Source organism: Acinetobacter sp. YH12095, assembly GCF_013419245.1.
In the GTDB taxonomy this organism is placed as follows: domain Bacteria; phylum Pseudomonadota; class Gammaproteobacteria; order Pseudomonadales; family Moraxellaceae; genus Acinetobacter; species Acinetobacter towneri.
This window is the reverse complement of record NZ_VPAL01000012.1, coordinates 54,763-71,590: the sequence shown is the minus strand read 5'-3', so window position 1 is coordinate 71,590 and position 16,828 is coordinate 54,763. Positions and strand designations below refer to the sequence as shown.

The 16,828-nt window shown below is 42.5% G+C and carries 12 protein-coding genes; 5 read left to right on the top strand and 7 right to left on the bottom strand.

Translation table 11 applies throughout. The features are described 5' to 3' along the window. Positions 1–496: 496 nt before the first annotated feature. The 3 genes from hslO to FTU35_RS09420 all read right to left on the bottom strand — a co-directional run bounded on the left by hslO (position 497) and on the right by FTU35_RS09420 (position 5,559). Entirely contained in the window at positions 497–1,372 is an 876-nt protein-coding gene (hslO, locus tag FTU35_RS09430; RefSeq protein WP_154321102.1) for an Hsp33 family molecular chaperone HslO, read from the bottom strand. Positions 1,373–1,422: 50 nt separating this feature from the next. Beyond that, positions 1,423–3,264: a monovalent cation:proton antiporter-2 (CPA2) family protein gene (locus FTU35_RS09425; protein ID WP_154321101.1), complete on the bottom strand. Its 1,842-nt coding sequence runs from the start codon at positions 3,262–3,264 to the stop codon at positions 1,423–1,425. A 72-nt stretch (positions 3,265–3,336) separates the two neighbouring features. After that, positions 3,337–5,559, bottom strand: coding sequence for a primosomal protein N' (locus tag FTU35_RS09420; protein ID WP_004975947.1), 2,223 nt, complete (start codon positions 5,557–5,559; stop codon positions 3,337–3,339). Positions 5,560–5,711: 152 nt separating this feature from the next. Here FTU35_RS09420 and gspF point away from each other — a divergent pair, with 152 nt between their 5' ends. Together gspF and gspG are read left to right on the top strand one after the other, a co-directional pair. Beyond that, positions 5,712–6,917 (top strand): type II secretion system inner membrane protein GspF, encoded by a 1,206-nt coding sequence (gspF, locus tag FTU35_RS09415; protein ID WP_004975948.1) that lies wholly within the window; start codon positions 5,712–5,714, stop codon positions 6,915–6,917. 76 nt (positions 6,918–6,993) lie between these two features. Then, positions 6,994–7,428 carry a type II secretion system major pseudopilin GspG gene (gene gspG, locus FTU35_RS09410; RefSeq protein WP_004975950.1) on the top strand — a complete coding sequence of 145 codons (435 nt, stop codon included), beginning with the start codon at positions 6,994–6,996 and terminating at the stop codon, positions 7,426–7,428. Between the two features lie 112 nt (positions 7,429–7,540). On the opposite strand, the gene lnt is transcribed toward gspG, so the two are convergent. Both lnt and FTU35_RS09400 read right to left on the bottom strand, forming a co-directional pair. Beyond that, positions 7,541–9,097, bottom strand: a complete 1,557-nt coding sequence (lnt, locus tag FTU35_RS09405) for an apolipoprotein N-acyltransferase (protein ID WP_004975952.1) — start codon at positions 9,095–9,097, stop codon at positions 7,541–7,543. Continuing rightward, positions 9,094–9,933: a CBS domain-containing protein gene (locus tag FTU35_RS09400; RefSeq protein WP_154321100.1), complete on the bottom strand. Its 840-nt coding sequence runs from the start codon at positions 9,931–9,933 to the stop codon at positions 9,094–9,096. Before FTU35_RS09400 ends, lnt begins: the two co-directional genes overlap by 4 nt. A gap of 197 nt (positions 9,934–10,130) precedes the next feature. Between FTU35_RS09400 and tusA the strand changes: the two genes are divergently transcribed. From tusA to FTU35_RS09385, 3 genes are all read left to right on the top strand, one after another. After that, positions 10,131–10,388 carry a sulfurtransferase TusA gene (gene tusA, locus FTU35_RS09395; RefSeq protein ID WP_004975955.1) on the top strand — a complete coding sequence of 86 codons (258 nt, stop codon included), beginning with the start codon at positions 10,131–10,133 and terminating at the stop codon, positions 10,386–10,388. 726 nt (positions 10,389–11,114) lie between these two features. Beyond that, the gene (locus FTU35_RS09390; RefSeq protein ID WP_180064699.1) at positions 11,115–11,771 is read left to right on the top strand and encodes a hypothetical protein; all 657 of its coding nucleotides are present in this window, start codon (positions 11,115–11,117) and stop codon (positions 11,769–11,771) included. Positions 11,772–11,791: 20 nt separating this feature from the next. Beyond that, the gene (locus tag FTU35_RS09385; RefSeq protein WP_154321098.1) at positions 11,792–13,252 is read left to right on the top strand and encodes an autotransporter outer membrane beta-barrel domain-containing protein; all 1,461 of its coding nucleotides are present in this window, start codon (positions 11,792–11,794) and stop codon (positions 13,250–13,252) included. Between the two features lie 137 nt (positions 13,253–13,389). Here the strand turns inward: FTU35_RS09385 and FTU35_RS09380 are convergent, their stop codons facing one another. Both FTU35_RS09380 and FTU35_RS09375 read right to left on the bottom strand, forming a co-directional pair. After that, positions 13,390–14,523: a hypothetical protein gene (locus FTU35_RS09380; protein WP_154321097.1), complete on the bottom strand. Its 1,134-nt coding sequence runs from the start codon at positions 14,521–14,523 to the stop codon at positions 13,390–13,392. Between the two features lie 409 nt (positions 14,524–14,932). Continuing rightward, positions 14,933–16,645 (bottom strand): electron transfer flavoprotein-ubiquinone oxidoreductase, encoded by a 1,713-nt coding sequence (locus FTU35_RS09375; RefSeq protein ID WP_004975965.1) that lies wholly within the window; start codon positions 16,643–16,645, stop codon positions 14,933–14,935. Positions 16,646–16,828: the final 183 nt, after the last annotated feature.

Sequence of the window (16,828 nt, the reverse complement as noted above, 5' to 3'; positions counted from 1 at the left end):
ATCAACAATACAAAAAATTTCTGTAAAATCGTACATGGTAGTTAGAGCCTTTGGGTTGTGTCGTAACTTTCTAAATGGCTCTAACTACCTTTTTTTCAAGGGCTTTTCTTATCCGTAATTCGGGTTAGTCTAATGTTTTCCATTTGCCCAAAAGTGGGTCTGCATTGGCTGCATAAGCTAAACTTGAACAGCAAATCGCGCTGATGAATGCTAAACGAGAAAAGAACAGGGTGTTCATAAAATCAATATCCCAGAGAAGAAGCAGCCTAAAATATATAAAGGCATAAAAAAAATATGGGATTATTTATACCCAATTTACGCGGTATTTTCTAGTAATTGCATGAAAGTTTTGTGAAATTAATCACATGAAAAGTAATAAAATAATAGGTTTTGACGATGGTCATCACGTAAATAAAAAATGAGCAGAATGTACTGCTCATTTTTGATGAATTTTCAGCATTACATCACATATTAATCATGGTATTCACCATGTAATTTAGCTGAGATGTTCTCCGAATAAACCTAAGGCTTCTTCGGCACTAAAGCTATATTGTGTGCTGCAGAATTGGCAATCCATAGTAATTGGGTTCTGATGTTCCAAAGTTTCACGCACCGCAGCAACGCCAATCTGCATTAAGGCATTGGCACAGCGTTCTTTGGAACAAGTGCAACCAAAACGTAAGGCTTCTACTTCAGGCAAACGCACTTGTTCTTCATTGTACAAACGGTACAAAATTTCATTGACGTCTAAATCAGTCAATTCTTCCGCTTTTAAGGTTTCAGTCAGCATGGTCACACGCGGCCATAAATCTTCATCGACTCGTTGTTGTTCTTCTTCACTGTTACGCGGCAACAATTGAATCAGCAAACCGCCCGCACGTTCAGCATTGCTTGCCAACACAATACGGGTTGGAATTTGTGCCGATAAGTCGTAATACTGCATTAAACATTCAGCTAAATTGGCTTTGTCCAAAGGCACAATACCTTGATAACGCTCACCAAATTCAGGCTCGATATTAATAAACAGTACAGGACTGACCAAACTTTTCAGGACGGTACTGCTGTCTTCAGCGCTTAAAAAGCGCGGGTCTTGTTCGTAGTCTGCCAACGCACGCACTTCACCCAAGTGGTTACATTCCGCCATGGCCCATTTAAATGTGCCAGATGCCTGAATTTGTAAGCTAATACGCCCTTGAATTTTTAGGGTACTGGCCAGTAGGGCAGTGGCGCAAAGCATTTCTCCCAACAACACTTGTACCGCAGGCACATAATCACGTTGTTTCAAAATGGTTTGCAAAGCTTCTTCGAGATGAACTACTTCACCACGAACAGGGCTATCTTCAATAAAAAAGCGTTGGCGTAAATCAGACATAAAATTCTCCATAACCCTGTTTTAATGGTGGCAATATTGTAAAACACAAGTCAGTTTGCTGCATCACGTGTTACATCAATATGACTGCTATGCAAGCCGCGTTTTAAATCGACACCCAAGGGCATTTCACGGTTTTGTGCATCACTTTCAAACAGGTGTTCCAGTTCTGCCAAAGCGTTACGATGGGTTTCATATACTTTTTGTTCATCGGTATAAATGTGCTGCTGTTGTGCCAAGAGTTGTTCATCATAATCACGGAACAACTCAATGCTTTTATAGGCATCTTTTTCATTAATGCCCAAATCGCGCAAAGCCTGATAGGCCATGCCTAAAGAGGATAAATACGTTTCACGCCAAATATAGGTAACGCCTAAATCGCGCAATAAGTGCACATGATGACGATCACGAGCGCGTACCAGTAATTTTAGCGCTGGATAATTCAGGCGAATATGCCGTGCCACGTTCATTGAGTCTTCAATATCATCAATGGCTAGAATAAAGATTTTGGCATGCTCGATGCCTGCGGCACGTAAAATTTCAGGTTGAGTGGCATCGCCATAATAGACTTTACCGCCGTAATTCCGCACAAAATCAATTTTATCCATATTGCTGTCGATGGCAGTAAAGTGCAGATGCTGCAAGTACGCCACACGGGCAATAATTTGTCCAAAACGACCAAAACCCGCAATAATCATGGGGTGATGTGTATCGGGAATTTCGTCATATTCAGGCGATTTTTCACGTTCTAAGCGAGGAATAATTTGACTGCTCATCAACCAATATAAAATTGGGGTCAACACCATCGACAAAGTCACAATTAAGGTCAGTGGTTGCAGCATGGCCTGGCTGAGCACACTTTCACTTTGTGCGACACTGAGCACCACAAAGGCAAACTCACCGCCTTGTGCCAAGCAAGTCGCCAACAACAAACTATTGCGCCAAGAATATTGGAAATAACGGGCAATGGCCGTGAGGCTAATCAGTTTGATGAGCAGGAGCAGCAATGCACCGCCTACAATCAGCCAAGGGGTATTCATTAAGATTGCCAGTTCGGTGCTCATCCCGACGGTCATAAAAAATAAGCCTAGCAATAAGCCTTTGAATGGGGCAATACTGGCTTCTAACTCATGTCTAAATTCGGAATCTGCCAACAATACGCCTGTTAAAAATGCACCTAAGGTGGTGCTAATGCCCAGCACATCCATAATGCTGACCACGCCAAGTACAATGAATAAACCGACAGCAGTGATCAGTTCATGTGCGCCACTTTTAGCCACAAAACGAAAAAATGGACGCATGAGATAACGGCTAAATAAGAACAAACCGCTAAAGGTCGCCATGATTGCAGCAAAATAAGCAATGCCATGATGAGTCGATTCTGCACCTGCTAACATGGGAATGATGGCAATTAAAGGAATGGCGGCAATATCTTGAAACAGCAGAATGGAAAAGGATTGTTGTCCATAACTGCTGTTGAGTTGCTGCTTTTCTTGCAACATTTGTAGCACAAAGGCTGTAGAGGAAAGTGCCAGTGCAAAACCTATCACCACACTTGAGGCAATGCCTTGCTGTAAGGCAAAAAAAGCCAAGATTGCAAGTAGAATACCCGTGATGCCGACCTGTAAACTACCCAAAACAAAAATGGGCTTGCGCATTTCCCACAGCCGTTGTGGACGCAGTTCTAAGCCAATAATAAACATCAGGAACACCACACCATATTCTGCCAGTTCCTGAATATCATCGGGGTCGCTGGCAATATTGAATACGCTAGGCCCTAGCAAAATGCCTGTAAACAAATAGCCCAATACGGTCGCAATACCAAAGCGTTTTAGTAAGGGAACCAAAACCAATGAAGCGCCTAGAAAAATGGTTATTTGTAACAATAAGGACATGTGGTCATCCAAAGTTTAAAGCGGTGGATTATTGAAATAAGTGCTGATACAGCTAAGTTTCAATTTACAGTATTAGCTAAATTCTTGCGGATCTATATCTAAACTTAGTTTCATGCTGGATGGCTTTTCATGCAACATATTTTGCCACCAGTTCCTGATATAAAAATGTAAGCGTGCCCGATCTTTAGACAACAACACCATGTGTGCATGGAAACGTCCTGCTTTACGTTCCATTGGCGCAGGAATCGGCCCCCAAATTTCAATTAATTGTTCTGAATGTTCTCTAAGCCATTGTGCATGTTGTTGTAAAAATTGCTGGTTTAATTCCTGACTTTTAGATTCACAGCGAATCAAAGCACTGTAACGATAAGGCGGTAATTGTGCAGCTTTGCGTTCTTTTAAACTTTGTTTGGCGAACTTGCGGTAATCTCCCTCGACCAATGTGGTGAGAAGTGGATGATCAGGACGCACACTTTGCAAATAAACATCACCTTTATGCTCACCACGCCCTGCACGTCCCGCCACTTGCACAATCAGTTGAGCCGTGCGTTCAGGTGCGCGAATATCCACACTAAGTAAGCCTGAATCAATATCTAAAATTGCCACCAATGTCACATACGGAAAATGATGCCCTTTGGCCAGCATTTGCGTGCCCAATAAAATCAGTGGTTCGCTGCGTTGAATACGGTCATAAATTTTTTGCCAACTGCCAACACGACTGGTTGAGTCACGATCTACCCGAATCACATCTACATTGGGAAACAGCTCGTTTAAACTGTCTTCGACTTTGGCAGTGCCCATGCCAATTGGTTTGAGTTCTGCATGGTTGCAGGCAGGGCATTGCTCAGGTTTACGATGAATCGTACCGCAGTGGTGGCAATGCAAATGTGTATAAGGTTGATGATGCAAGGTAAAGTTGGCATCACAATTCGGGCATTTGGCTTGCCATGCACAGCTCTCACAAATCAATACGGGTGCATAGCCGCGTCGGTTTAAAAACACCAAAACTTGTTCTTTTTTAGCCAAGCGTTTTTTGATTTCATCAATCAATTGTTGGCTAATACCGTGCTGTTTTTTGGCAATTTTTAAATCAATCAGGTGGATTTTGGGCATGAGTGCCGTGCCCGCGCGTTGATTTAATTCCAGACATTGCATTTTGCCTTGATCGACTAGTGCATAGCTGTCAATGCTTGGAGTTGCCGAACCTAAAATAACAGGGCAATTTTCCAGATGGGCACGATAGAGCGCAACATCACGGGCATGGTAGCGAAAACCTTCCTGCTGTTTAAAAGACAGGTCGTGTTCTTCATCTAAAATAATCAAGCCTAAATTTGGCAATGGGGTATAAATCGCAGAACGTGTACCTAAAATAATCGAGGCTTTGCCCGTTTGTGCGGCTTGCCACGCCTGCAAACGCTTGGAATCATTTAAACCTGAATGTAAGAGGGCGATGTGGCAGTGAAAACGCGATTGGAAACGGCTAATGGTTTGTGGCGTTAGACCAATTTCAGGTACTAACACCAACACTTGTTTGCCCTGTTTTAGTACCTCATGCATGATGTGTAAGTACACTTCAGTTTTACCGCTACCCGTTAAACCATCCAGTAAAAATGCCTTATATTGCTGCCGTACTTTAAGTACGCTGTCGATGGCTTTTTTCTGATCTGGATTAGGGGTTAAAGGCATTTGCGCCAAAGTCACTGGCATTGGGCTAAAATCTTGGGCTTCCAAAACACATGCGCAAATTTCTTTATTCGCCAAGGCTTTTAGGGTTGCTGTTTCAATGCCTGCCAAATTTAAAATATTTTCAGAAGTTCCCGAAGGATGCAGCTTTAAAATTTTATAGGCTTCTTGTTGTTTTTCTGAGCGTGTAATTTTAGCTTCGGCATGTGCATCCAACAATTTCCAAGTACGTGCCAATAAATTATAGGGTTTGGCTTGGCGCAATAAGCTAGGTAAGGCACTTTGCATCACTTCACCAATCGGGAATTGATAATATTGTGCCGACCATGTCAACAAAGTTAAAACTTTAGGGTCTAAAATCGCTTGCTCATCTAACAGTTCGCTAATGGCTTTGAGTTTAAAACGTGGATCAATTGGGGTGTCGAGTGCCAGTTTTTCGACAATAATTCCGACCAAGTTTTGCCGACCAAAAGAAACCAAGACCCGCGCGCCCACTTCTGCTTGCTGATATTGTGCTGCACTGAGCATATAATCGAAGCAGTCGTAAAGATATACGGGTACAGCCACTCGAATACGATAAACAGGCTGTGGGTCTAAAGTGGAATCTGGCATAGAAAAAGTCGTATCGTCCTGTGAAAAATGGCTTCGTGCTCGACTTTGGCATGTGTTAGAGTGAGCACAGAATTTATATCTAAGAATATGAATGATTTTAGTGGTCAGACGCAACTGCGTTGCAAGAAATTTTGGAAAATTAGAGCATTACAATGCCAGCATATCAATTTACTGCCATTGACGCTTCAGGGAAGCAGCAAAAAGGTGTTTTAGAGGGTGATTCTGCACGACAAATCCGTCAGCAATTACGTGACAAAGAATGGATTCCTGTCAGTGTCGATACCGTTGAACAAAAAGATAAACACAGTGGCAAACAATGGTTTCAGAAAAAAATCACCGCCTATGATTTGGCTTTGCTGACCCGTCAGTTATCGGTTTTGGTGGCTGCTGCGATTCCTTTGGAAGAAGCCGTTCGCGCTGTGGGTAAACAAAGTGAAAAAGCCCATGTGCAAAATTTGCTGATGTCGGTGCGTTCCAAAGTTTTGGAAGGTTATTCACTGGCCAATGCTTTACAACAATCGGGGCGTTTTCCAGACTTATATATTGCCACCATTGCCGCAGGCGAGCGTTCGGGGCATTTGGATTTAATTCTGGAACAATTGGCAGATTACACCGAAAACCGCTTTGCCATGCAGAAAAAAATTCAAGGGGCGATGATTTATCCCATCATTTTAATGCTGATGTCTTTTGCGATTGTGATGGGTTTAATGACTTATGTCGTACCCGATATTGTTAAAACCTTTGATCAGAGCAAAGATGCCTTGCCGTGGATCACCGTGGCATTAATGAAAGCCAGTGATTTTATTCGTGTTGCATGGCCGTTTTTACTGGTGGCTTCTGTGGTGGGGGTATTGTTGTTGGTGCGTTTTTTACGCACCACCGCAGGGCATTATGCCTTTGACCGTTTAACCTTAAAGTTGCCGTTATTTGCAAAATTATCACGTGGGATTAATGCCGCGCGTTTTGCCAGTACCTTGTCTATTTTGACTCAGTCGGGTGTGCCTTTGGTGGATGCGCTAAATATTGGTGCTGCGGTCAGTAACAACTGGGTCATTCGTGATGCGGTCAATTTGGCGGCAGAAAAAGTCACTGAAGGTGGTAACTTGGCGACGCAATTAGAGCGCAGTGGTTATTTCCCACCGATGATGGTACAAATGATCAAAAGTGGTGAAGCCTCGGGCGAGTTAGACCGTATGCTGTCACGTGCTTCAGACATGCAAGACCGTGAAGTGACCACACTGATTTCTACCCTGTTGGCATTATTAGAACCGTTGATGTTGGTACTGATGGCGAGTATTGTACTGGTGATTGTGATTGCGGTAATGCTGCCAATTGTGAATATGAACAATATGATTTAAATCGTTTTGAAGCATCGTTCTTCAAACAGAATCTAAAATAAATGTCGAATTGATATAAATAAATGAGAGAGATTGAATGAAACAGAAGCAACCGAGTAAACAGTCTGGTTTTACCCTGATTGAAGTCATGGTGGTGATTGTAATTTTAGGTGTGTTGGCGGCTTTAATCGTACCGAACGTAATGGGACGTGGTGAAAAAGCCAAAGTAGATACTACGGTTATTACTTTAAAAGGTGTGGCTGGCGCACTCGATCAATACAAACTTGATAATCAAAAATATCCCTCTATGCAAGATGGTGGTTTAGATGCCTTGGTGAATCAGCCTGCTTCGGCTAAAAACTGGTTACCAGGCGGTTATGTGAAAGGAGGCTATCCGAAAGACAGTTGGGATAATGACATTCAATATGTGATTCCGGGTTCAGAAGGTCGTCCATTTGACTTGTATTCTTTTGGTGCAGATGGTCAGCAGGGTGGTGAAGGTACCGATGCCGACATTTATTATCAGCCTTAATAGAAGATGAGTTGAGTCTATATATTGATTCAGTGAACTCCAAAAAAAACCGAGCGCTTAATGCTCGGTTTTTTTATGAATGGTTATTTCTAGCCGCTATTGAACAGTACTATTAACGACGTGATTTAAACGACACATCCACCTGACGTGGTCGATAAATCCACCCCATAATTAACAACAGCAATGAGAAAATCAGCACAGGCCAATCGCTGAGTTGGGTATACAGTGTTTGACCTTGCATGGCAGGCAGATCACCACGCAGCACAAATTCCTGATCCATTGGCGCTTGTTTGACAATATGCCCATGATGGTCAATAAATGCGGTCACACCTGTATTGGTGGCACGAACAAACCAGCGTCCATTTTCTTTGGCGCGCATTTGTACCATTTGTAAATGTTGCAATGGCCCTGCAGTACCCGTAAACCAAGCATCATTGGATACTGTTACCAAAAAGTCACTTTGGCTAGCATTGCGGCGGGTCAGGTTCGGATAAGCCACCTCATAACAAATGGCTGCCCCCAAATGATGCTGTTTAATTGCAAGCGGTTTTTGCTCAGACGCTCCACGTGAAAAACCACTCATGGATGGGTCATTTTGCATCGCAGGTAGTACCCAACTCAGTAAGCCTGAAAGCGGAATATATTCACCAAAAGGCACCAGACGCTGCTTTTTATACAAGCCTTCAGCCGCATCTCCCGTTGCCATAATGCTGTTGTAATACATTGGATGTTGCTGCACTTGTGATTCAGGCAAGTCCCAATACGGAATACCTGTCACCCACGAACTGCCCGTTTTTTCAGCTTGTGTTTTCATGGCATCCAAAAACGGTTCAATATCGGTCTGGAACATTGGAATGGATGATTCAGGCCAAACAATAATGTCGCGTCCCCATTCAGTTCGGGTCAAGCGGGTATAAATTTCCAAGGTCTTAATTTGGTATTCGGTTAGCCACTTTAAGTCTTGAGGAATGTTGCCTTGAATCAGAGAAACCGAGAGTGGCTTTTCAGATTTTGCAGTTACAAAACTGAGTTGTGCTGCACCCCATGCACCCAAAAGTAAAATTGCCGATGGAATCAGCCAGAAGATACGCTTTTTAAGGACTTCAACCAACGCACAGGCCAGCAAGATGACCACAAAAGACACCCCGAAAATACCAAACAACGGTGCATAGCTATCCAAAAAGCGTTCGGTGAAGGCATAACCTGCAAACAGCCATGGAAAACCTGTAAAGACCCAAGTTTTCGCCCATTCAAAAAATACCCATAGCGGTGCAAAAGTCAGTGGTGTTTCAGGGAAAAACCGACGATATAACCACGTTTGTACGGCAGTAAACAAACCCATCAACAGCGCCATAATGACAATCATCAGCACGCTTAAAAAGGCATTGGTGTCGCCATAGACGTGAATGGATGTATAGAGCCAAAATGCTCCGACAAACCACAACCCAATCCCGTAAGACCAACCAATCAAGAAGGCCTGTTTCGGGGTGCGTTTGCTTAAAGTCGCATACAGCAAAGCAGGTGAAAGTAAGGCAATCCACCAGTAATGATAGGGAGCAAGTGCCAAACTAAACACTGCACCTGCCAATAGGGCAATGATTAATGGATAAATTAAGGGCAGTTGTTGATGTTCTGCAGGATTAGACAGCTTGGAAAAAAAAGTCCTCATTGACGTACGGCTCGAATCAGATGAATAGTGCGGGCATCTGCTTCAAGAATGGTAAATTCCCAGTTGCCAATCGCAATCACTTGTCCTTGCAAATCACTCACCAAACCAATTTCCTGAAGCAATAAACCGCCCACAGTTTCTACTTCATCGTCAGAAAAATCTGCATCTAAAACATTATTAAAATGTTCGATTGGTGTAAGTGCTTGTACTAACCAAGTATTTGCCGTTTTTGGGTCGTGATCGGGGATGATGTATTCTGCTTCTTCGTCAATATTGTCGTGTTCATCTTCAATTTCACCGACAATTTCTTCTAAAATATCTTCTAAAGTAACCAAGCCCGAAGTGGTGCCATACTCATCAATCACCACTGCAATATGGGTTTGGGTGTTTTTGAGCATACGCAATACTTGGTCTGAACGAGCACTTTCAGGCACAAATAACGGCTGACGCATTAAGGCGCGAATATCGACTTTGGTTCTTTGTTCGGTCAGTAAAGGCAATAAATCTTTTGCCAATAAAATCCCCACCACGTTGTCGGGTTGGTCAGATGAGAACACAGGAAAACGTGAATGTGCCGATTCGACCAGTACATGCAAAATGTCGAGTAGCTCATCATCTTCTTGTAAGCTAATCATGGCGGTACGTGGGGTCATGACTTCACGGATTTTGGTGGCAGGTAAATCCAGAACACCTTCGAGCATTGCCACCGTATCGGGTTCTAAAAAACGACGTGAATCTTGTACTAATTTTAGCAATTCATCGCGGGTTTCTGGTGCAGTGCCTAACCATTTTCTTAGGCCACGCATACCCCACGATGGGCCTGATTCCTCGTGCATGATCTTTCCTAAAGACTCTTTATATCTAAAAAACTTAGCTTAATCATACCTTAGAAAATACAGTTGTCTATTGCTAATCTTGGGAGAAAATGACGGCAATTACGTCACGAGATGTGTTGCTGTGCGTAGCGGGAACACATAAAACAAGGCTGCGCTTTATGCTAAACTAGCCCGATGTTTTAATATCGAGTCTGTGCATGTCTGAACTTCCTGTCACACCTAGTATTCAACTGAATACCCGCGGTTTGCGTTGCCCTGAACCTGTGATGATGCTGCATCAAGCCATTCGCAAATCTAAGTCTGGCGATGTGGTTGAAGTGTTTGCAACTGACAATTCGACGTCTTGGGATATTCCAAAATTTTGCATGCATTTGGGGCATGAGTTGTTATTGCAAGAAGAACGCTTAGATGAGCAAGGCAATAAAGAATTTCATTATTTGGTGAAAAAAGGCTAATAGGCAAAAATTAGCCTCAGCACTTTTAGAACACTATAATTTAAACACGATAAAATAGTCATGTGATCCATATAGGCATATTTCATTTGCAATTCATGCAAGTTGAAATATGCCTTTTGTGTTTTTAGCCATGACGTTCAACTTTATTTTTAATTTTTCATCAATTTTGCATCAATCCAACCTGCTTCACAGTTTGAGTTAAAAAATGGCGAAACGATCCACGAGTTGCGTTATCTGCTACACATTTTTTAAGGGACTTTTCAACTTTTCTGCATTTATAGGGCAAGTTGTGTGCTTGTGCAAAATCTAACAAAGCTCTGTGTGTTGTATAAGAAATAATTTTTAGAGTGTGAGTTTGGTCTATTGTTTAATTATTGATTTTTAACAAAATTATTTTAAATATTTTTTAATATATGGAAAAATTAGCCTATAATGCGATCAGTTTATTGAGTTCGATTGCAGAACATTTGGGGATAAAATTAAGCAGATTTGGGGTTTTGCTTGGTTTGAATGTTATATGGCAGTGTTTATGTTTTATAAGGCTGAAAAAGCTGATTAAGCTGTCGCATTAAAGTAGTCAAGTTAAGAAAAATAATTTTGGGGGGCTTAACTGATTGTCTTTATCTTAAAAAAATATGCCATTTAGACTGAGCAAAATCTGCTTAATTTTTTACGTGATCAATCATCAATAAATCTTGCGTTATCATCATTTTGATTGAGTACGGTATGATTTTAGATAAAAAGCAAAACGTTTCTTTAAAGCCACTGAGTGTGGCGTGTTTATTGGCCATGAGTATCTCAGGCTGTTCATCGGGTTCAGGCTCTCAGTCAAGCACGGTTCAAGTCACTGATGTGTTGGGGGCAGAAAATGTCAGCCAAGAAGATCAACCGACTACAAATGAAGGCATTGGCAGCGGAGTAGAGCAACCTGTCGCACCATCTGCCCCCATTACCGATCAACCTCCTGTGAATTTAGAGCTAGATCATGGCGATGTATCATCCAATGGTGGTGGTTTGAGTGGTGGCAGTACAGATCATGGCAATACATCACCAACTGAAGATTCACTTTTAGACAGCAATGATGCTGTACCTAGCGATGATGCTACCGTTTTAGAAAATAATGATGTCAATCAGCCTGATACGATACCTACACTTGAATCACCTCCGTCAGAAGCAGAGCAACCTGTCGATGTGGTAGCTCCACCTGCAGTAGAGCCTGCTTTAACCGACACCGTTTTGGTCGATAGTGCAATTCAAGATATTGAAGTACCACAAGATACATCTGAAGTTGAGATGGGTAGTACGATTCAAGAACTTGAACCCTCACAAAACACTTTAGAAGTCGAAACAGGCAGTGCATTTCTTGAAAGGAAGGCAATTTAACCATCACAGGCAACTATTCGATGCAGATTGCTGCAGATCAGCAGCAACATGCGGGTTTTAAAGCACGTTTTGGCAATTTGCTGACGGTAACGGGAACCGCCAATTTGGCAGGGACTTTGAACCTGTTTGATGAAGTGCCACTTGATCAGCCACTTATTACTGCACAAGGTTCACAAACTACCGTATTACGTGCGCAACAAGGCGTACAGCGTGAGTTCGATGCTTATCGCTCAAGCAATCCATTATTTGAGTTGACACAAGTTAGTTATCGTCCTGAACTGAATGCAACGGGCGAGCCTGTACGTGCGGCAGATACAATCAATACCGATGTGGTGATTACGGCAAAGCGTAAATCGACTGAAACGGTGGCGGCTCTTGCTGCTGAACTTGAAGGACGTACTCAGGTTGCCCGTAATTTAGATGTAGTTTTAGCAAGTCTTGATCAGAAACAACAGTTAGAAACGCTGGAAGATGCTGAAAAAGTTTTTGCCAATCGCTTATTTAACAATTTTGCTCAAACTATACGTTATAGCAATGCTGCTGAAAGTACAGTTTCTACGCAGGCATTGAATCAACTGTTTCATCAACTTGATCCAAGTTTTTATGCCAATACCGTTTTAAATGTCGCAGAAGAAAGCAGCAAGCAAGAACGTCAGTTTGCACAGCGTTTGGCAACCGCACAACCCAAACAGCTTTGGTTTTCGGGTGATTACCAAAGTTATGATATGGATTATGTCGGCTTAAATAGTGAGCGCCGTAGTCATCATCAAGGTGTTGGTGTGGCAACAAAACTGGCAGGGATGACCTTGGCAGCGCAGGCCGATTTCAGTCAACTGAACTTAGATGATGCCGTACAAACAGGCTCAAAAAATAGCAGTCAGAGCAAAGCCTATGCACTAACTATGGGGACAGCACAGCAGCTTAATCGTGATTTAAGTGTCGCGGCATGGTTAAAAGGCATGCAGGTGGATGTTGACGCGCAGCGTGGTCATGCTCAAGCACAAAAAATACAGTTTGATGGACAAATGTATGCCGCAGGTTTGCGTCTAGATTATAGCTATCCACTCAGTCAAAAAATGCAGATTCAACCGTATTTAGACGCTTCGTTCCAACATTATGTTCATGCCGAACAAACTCAGCAGGATGGTGTCAACAGCTTAGATGATTTGGTGATGCAGCGCTGGAATTTTGGTGCAGGTTTGCAAGCCAATTACCAGTTGAATCCAGCATGGCAATTGCAAGGCAGCTTGTATTACAGCCAACCGATTCAGGAAAAAGCATATTTAGATACCCATTATGTAGGCACAGCGGAGAAACTGAAGTTTGATGCATGGCATGCCGATCAAGGTCAATATCATGCTGCCTTAGGTTCACAACTTCACTTTGGACAACATAGTTTTATCAATTTGAATTATGAATATAGCGGGCGATCACATAGCGACAGTCATCGGGTACAGTTGGCGGTAACGACTCGATTCTAATTGATCGTTTTATTCATGAGAAAGTCATGAAAAAGCGTAGATTTGCGTATGAATGAGAAGTTTGAATCTTGATTGAAACAGCCATGTAGATAAATCTGCATGGCTGTTTTTTAGATCACAGTCAAATGGACTGAGTTTTAGACCGCATAGCGACTCATTAAAGTCAGTGGTGCTTTGGACTGTAAATAATCGGCAGGAATAAATACGATATTGGCAGCGTGTTGCTGTGCTGCATCAATAATATGGTTGATCACATCGTCTGTGGCTTGTGCGCTGTCAGGTGCGTGCGCTTGATCTAGATAAATTCGTTGCTGGTCGGTATCGACCCAACCCGCCTGCATGTAGCCTTGTTGAACATATAAAGTATCGACATTATTTTGAAACACTGCCTGATAAATTTGCTGCAGATCGGTCACAACACGGTCACTAGCATAGAGTTCATCCAGTTGCTGCGCATGTTGCTGATGCAATTGTTGTTGATGGCTTTTTAGCTCGGTCTGAATACTGTCAATAATGTGTTGTGCGCTGCCTTGTTCTAGCTGAGTGACGTTATCTACACTGAAAATAATGGCATTGGGTTGGTCGCAAATAGATTCATAAAAACTGATATTGCGTCGATCACCCACAATGACCAAGCCCAATGGCTCACTGGCACGTACAGTTTGCACATTTTTATCGACACGGTTTAAAAACTCTTTGAGTAAACGGTCTTCATTGGCGGCTGTGGCACGTTCTGCACCGCTGGTGCTATATAAGTTATCATTTTGAACAGGAAATGCACCATGTGGCAGTCGTTCATTCAAGTCGCTGTCATCTACAGAAAACTCATGGATTACACGATCATTGGAGGCCTTAATCAGACGTCCAATTTCACGACTGATCACTACCACATAGTATTGCACTGCATAAGATAGCTCACGAATAAAATCACGCACTGAAAATTGTTGATCAATCACAATACGTTCTTGGGTAGGGAATGGCAGACGCAGTACTTGTGCACTGTCGGCTGTGGCAAAAATAGCCAGACTGTCTAAATGGTAGTTGGGATTCAAATCTTTGGTTTGATGATGAATCTGTTCTAAAATTTGTGCCACCAGACGTTTGTCATAGTCTGCCAACAGGCGTTCTTCGAGTTGTTTAAGTTGGTTTTTAAGAGCAATCACATCTTGCTGATTGTCTGGAAAGGTACGATGTGTGGGTAGAAATAAGCTGACTGCAGGTTGTGCCTGCACATTTTTAAGTTGGTTGAGGGTGTCTGTTAAATTAAGCATGTTGGAATTCCTCTTCTAATGAAAATAAGAAGAACAACCAAATGCTTGAGCAAGATAAAACTCAAAGTACTGCTTTATACTCCACTCAAGTCAGTTTTAGTCAGCATCTACAACATTTTGCTACCGTGCTAAGTGCTGCATAAAATGCCGAATAGCATTGTATAAAAGCTGACAAAACAACATTTTCGGTTGTTCAAGTCTGAAAAAAACGAAATAAAAAACTAAAAATAGAAAAGATAAAAAATAAGCAAAAACAGCATAACAAGGAAAGTTATTCAATCGCCTGCTTTTGAATAGAGAAATACCTGGAAAATGTAAGGGATTATGAGACCTTGGTAATTTTGTAAACTGTGTATAAAAAAAGCAGTGCCGAGGCACTGCTTTTGGGTTTCTCAATTGCGATTCGCAATTACATATTCGGGTAATTCGGACCACCGCCACCTTCAGGTGTTACCCAAGTGATGTTCTGTGATGGGTCTTTAATGTCACAAGTCTTACAGTGAACACAGTTGGCTGCGTTAATCTGGAAGCGTTTTGAACCATCATCATTTTCCATGATTTCATAAACACCCGCAGGGCAGTAGCGCTGTGCAGGCTCATCCCATTTAGGTAAGTTTACGTTCACTGGAATAGAGGTATCTGTCAACTTTAAGTGTGCTGGCTGATTTTCTTCATGTACGGTATTCGATACGAACACTGAAGATAAACGGTCAAAAGTCAGCTTGCCATCTGGTTTTGGATAGTTCGGTTTAAAGCTGGTTGCATCTACAGTTTTGAGTGCGCTGAAATCAGGCACTAAATCATGCAAAGTAAATGGTACTTTAAACACGTTCTGGTCGATAAAGTTAAACGCACCACCCATCCATTGACCAAACTTATGCATTGCAGGGCCAAAGTTACGTGCGCTATAAAGTTCTTCTTTCAGCCAGCTGTTGTTGAATTTTTCAGTGTAAGCCGTTAGCTCTTTCACAAAGAAATCTTCGCCTTCAGTTACGCGAGCAATCGCCAAGTCACCGCCTTTTGCGACACCTGCAGCAATCGCTTCAAATACTGCTTCACCGCAAAGCATGCCAGACTTCATGGCGGTATGAGAGCCTTTGATTTTGGCAAAGTTTAAGAAGCCTGCATCATCACCAATTAAAGAACCACCTGGGAAGGTGAATTTTGGCAATGAGTTAAAGCCACCTTTGGTCACAGCACGTGCACCATAAGAAATACGCTTGCCGCCTTCTAGATACTGTTTAATTAGAGGGTGAGTTTTCCAGCGCTGCATTTCCATAAATGGATACATGTGTGGGTTGGTATACGACAAGTCCACAATCATACCCAAAGTCACTTGGTTGTTTTCTGCGTGGTATAACCACCAACCGCCTGAAGAACCTGTTTCACTTAATGGCCAGCCTGCACCGTGCATGACTAAACCTGGTTTGTGTTTTGCAGGGTCAATTTCCCAAAGTTCTTTAATACCAATCCCGTAGTGTTGCGGATCGGCATCTTTATCCAAATTGAATTGCTGGATTAAACGCTTACCTAAATGACCACGACAGCCTTCTGCGAAAATGGTGTATTTGGCATGTAGTTCATAACCCGGTGTGAAGTTATGCGTTGGCTCGCCATCTTTACCAATGCCCATGTCACCAGTTTGGATGCCTTTAACCGTACCATCGGCATGGTAAAGAATTTCAGATGCCGCAAAGCCAGGGAAAATAGAAACTTCTAATTCTTCGGCTTTTTGACCTAACCAACGCACCACGTTGCCTAACGAGATCACGTAGTTACCATCGTTATGCATGGTTTTAGGCACCATCCAATGCGGTGCTTGCTGAGCTTTTTCAGGTGACATCAAGAAGAAAGTTTTATCTTCAGTCACAGGCACATTTAAAGGCGCACCTTCTTCTTTCCAGTTAGGAAATAACTCGTTGATGGCGCGAGGCTCAAGAATTGCACCCGAAAGGATATGCGCACCAACTTCAGAGCCTTTTTCGACCACACAAACGGACAGATCATTTAAATTGTTTTCAATTGCAAGTTGACGAATTTTGATCGCAGCAGAAAGACCCGCAGGGCCTGCGCCTACGATGACTACGTCAAACTCCATCGATTCACGTTCGATGTGTTCCATGTAGGACTCCTCATATAATTGAAGGTGGCAACCGCATCAAGCAACGGTGCTGCCATGAGTATTTTTAGTTGCCAGACACAAATTTAATCGTGTCTTTTACAGTATGGGTAAGTATTGTGAGCTAGTATAGTTTTAAACCGAGTCTTAGCCAATTGGCTGAATCGTATTATTTTTCCGTCAGTA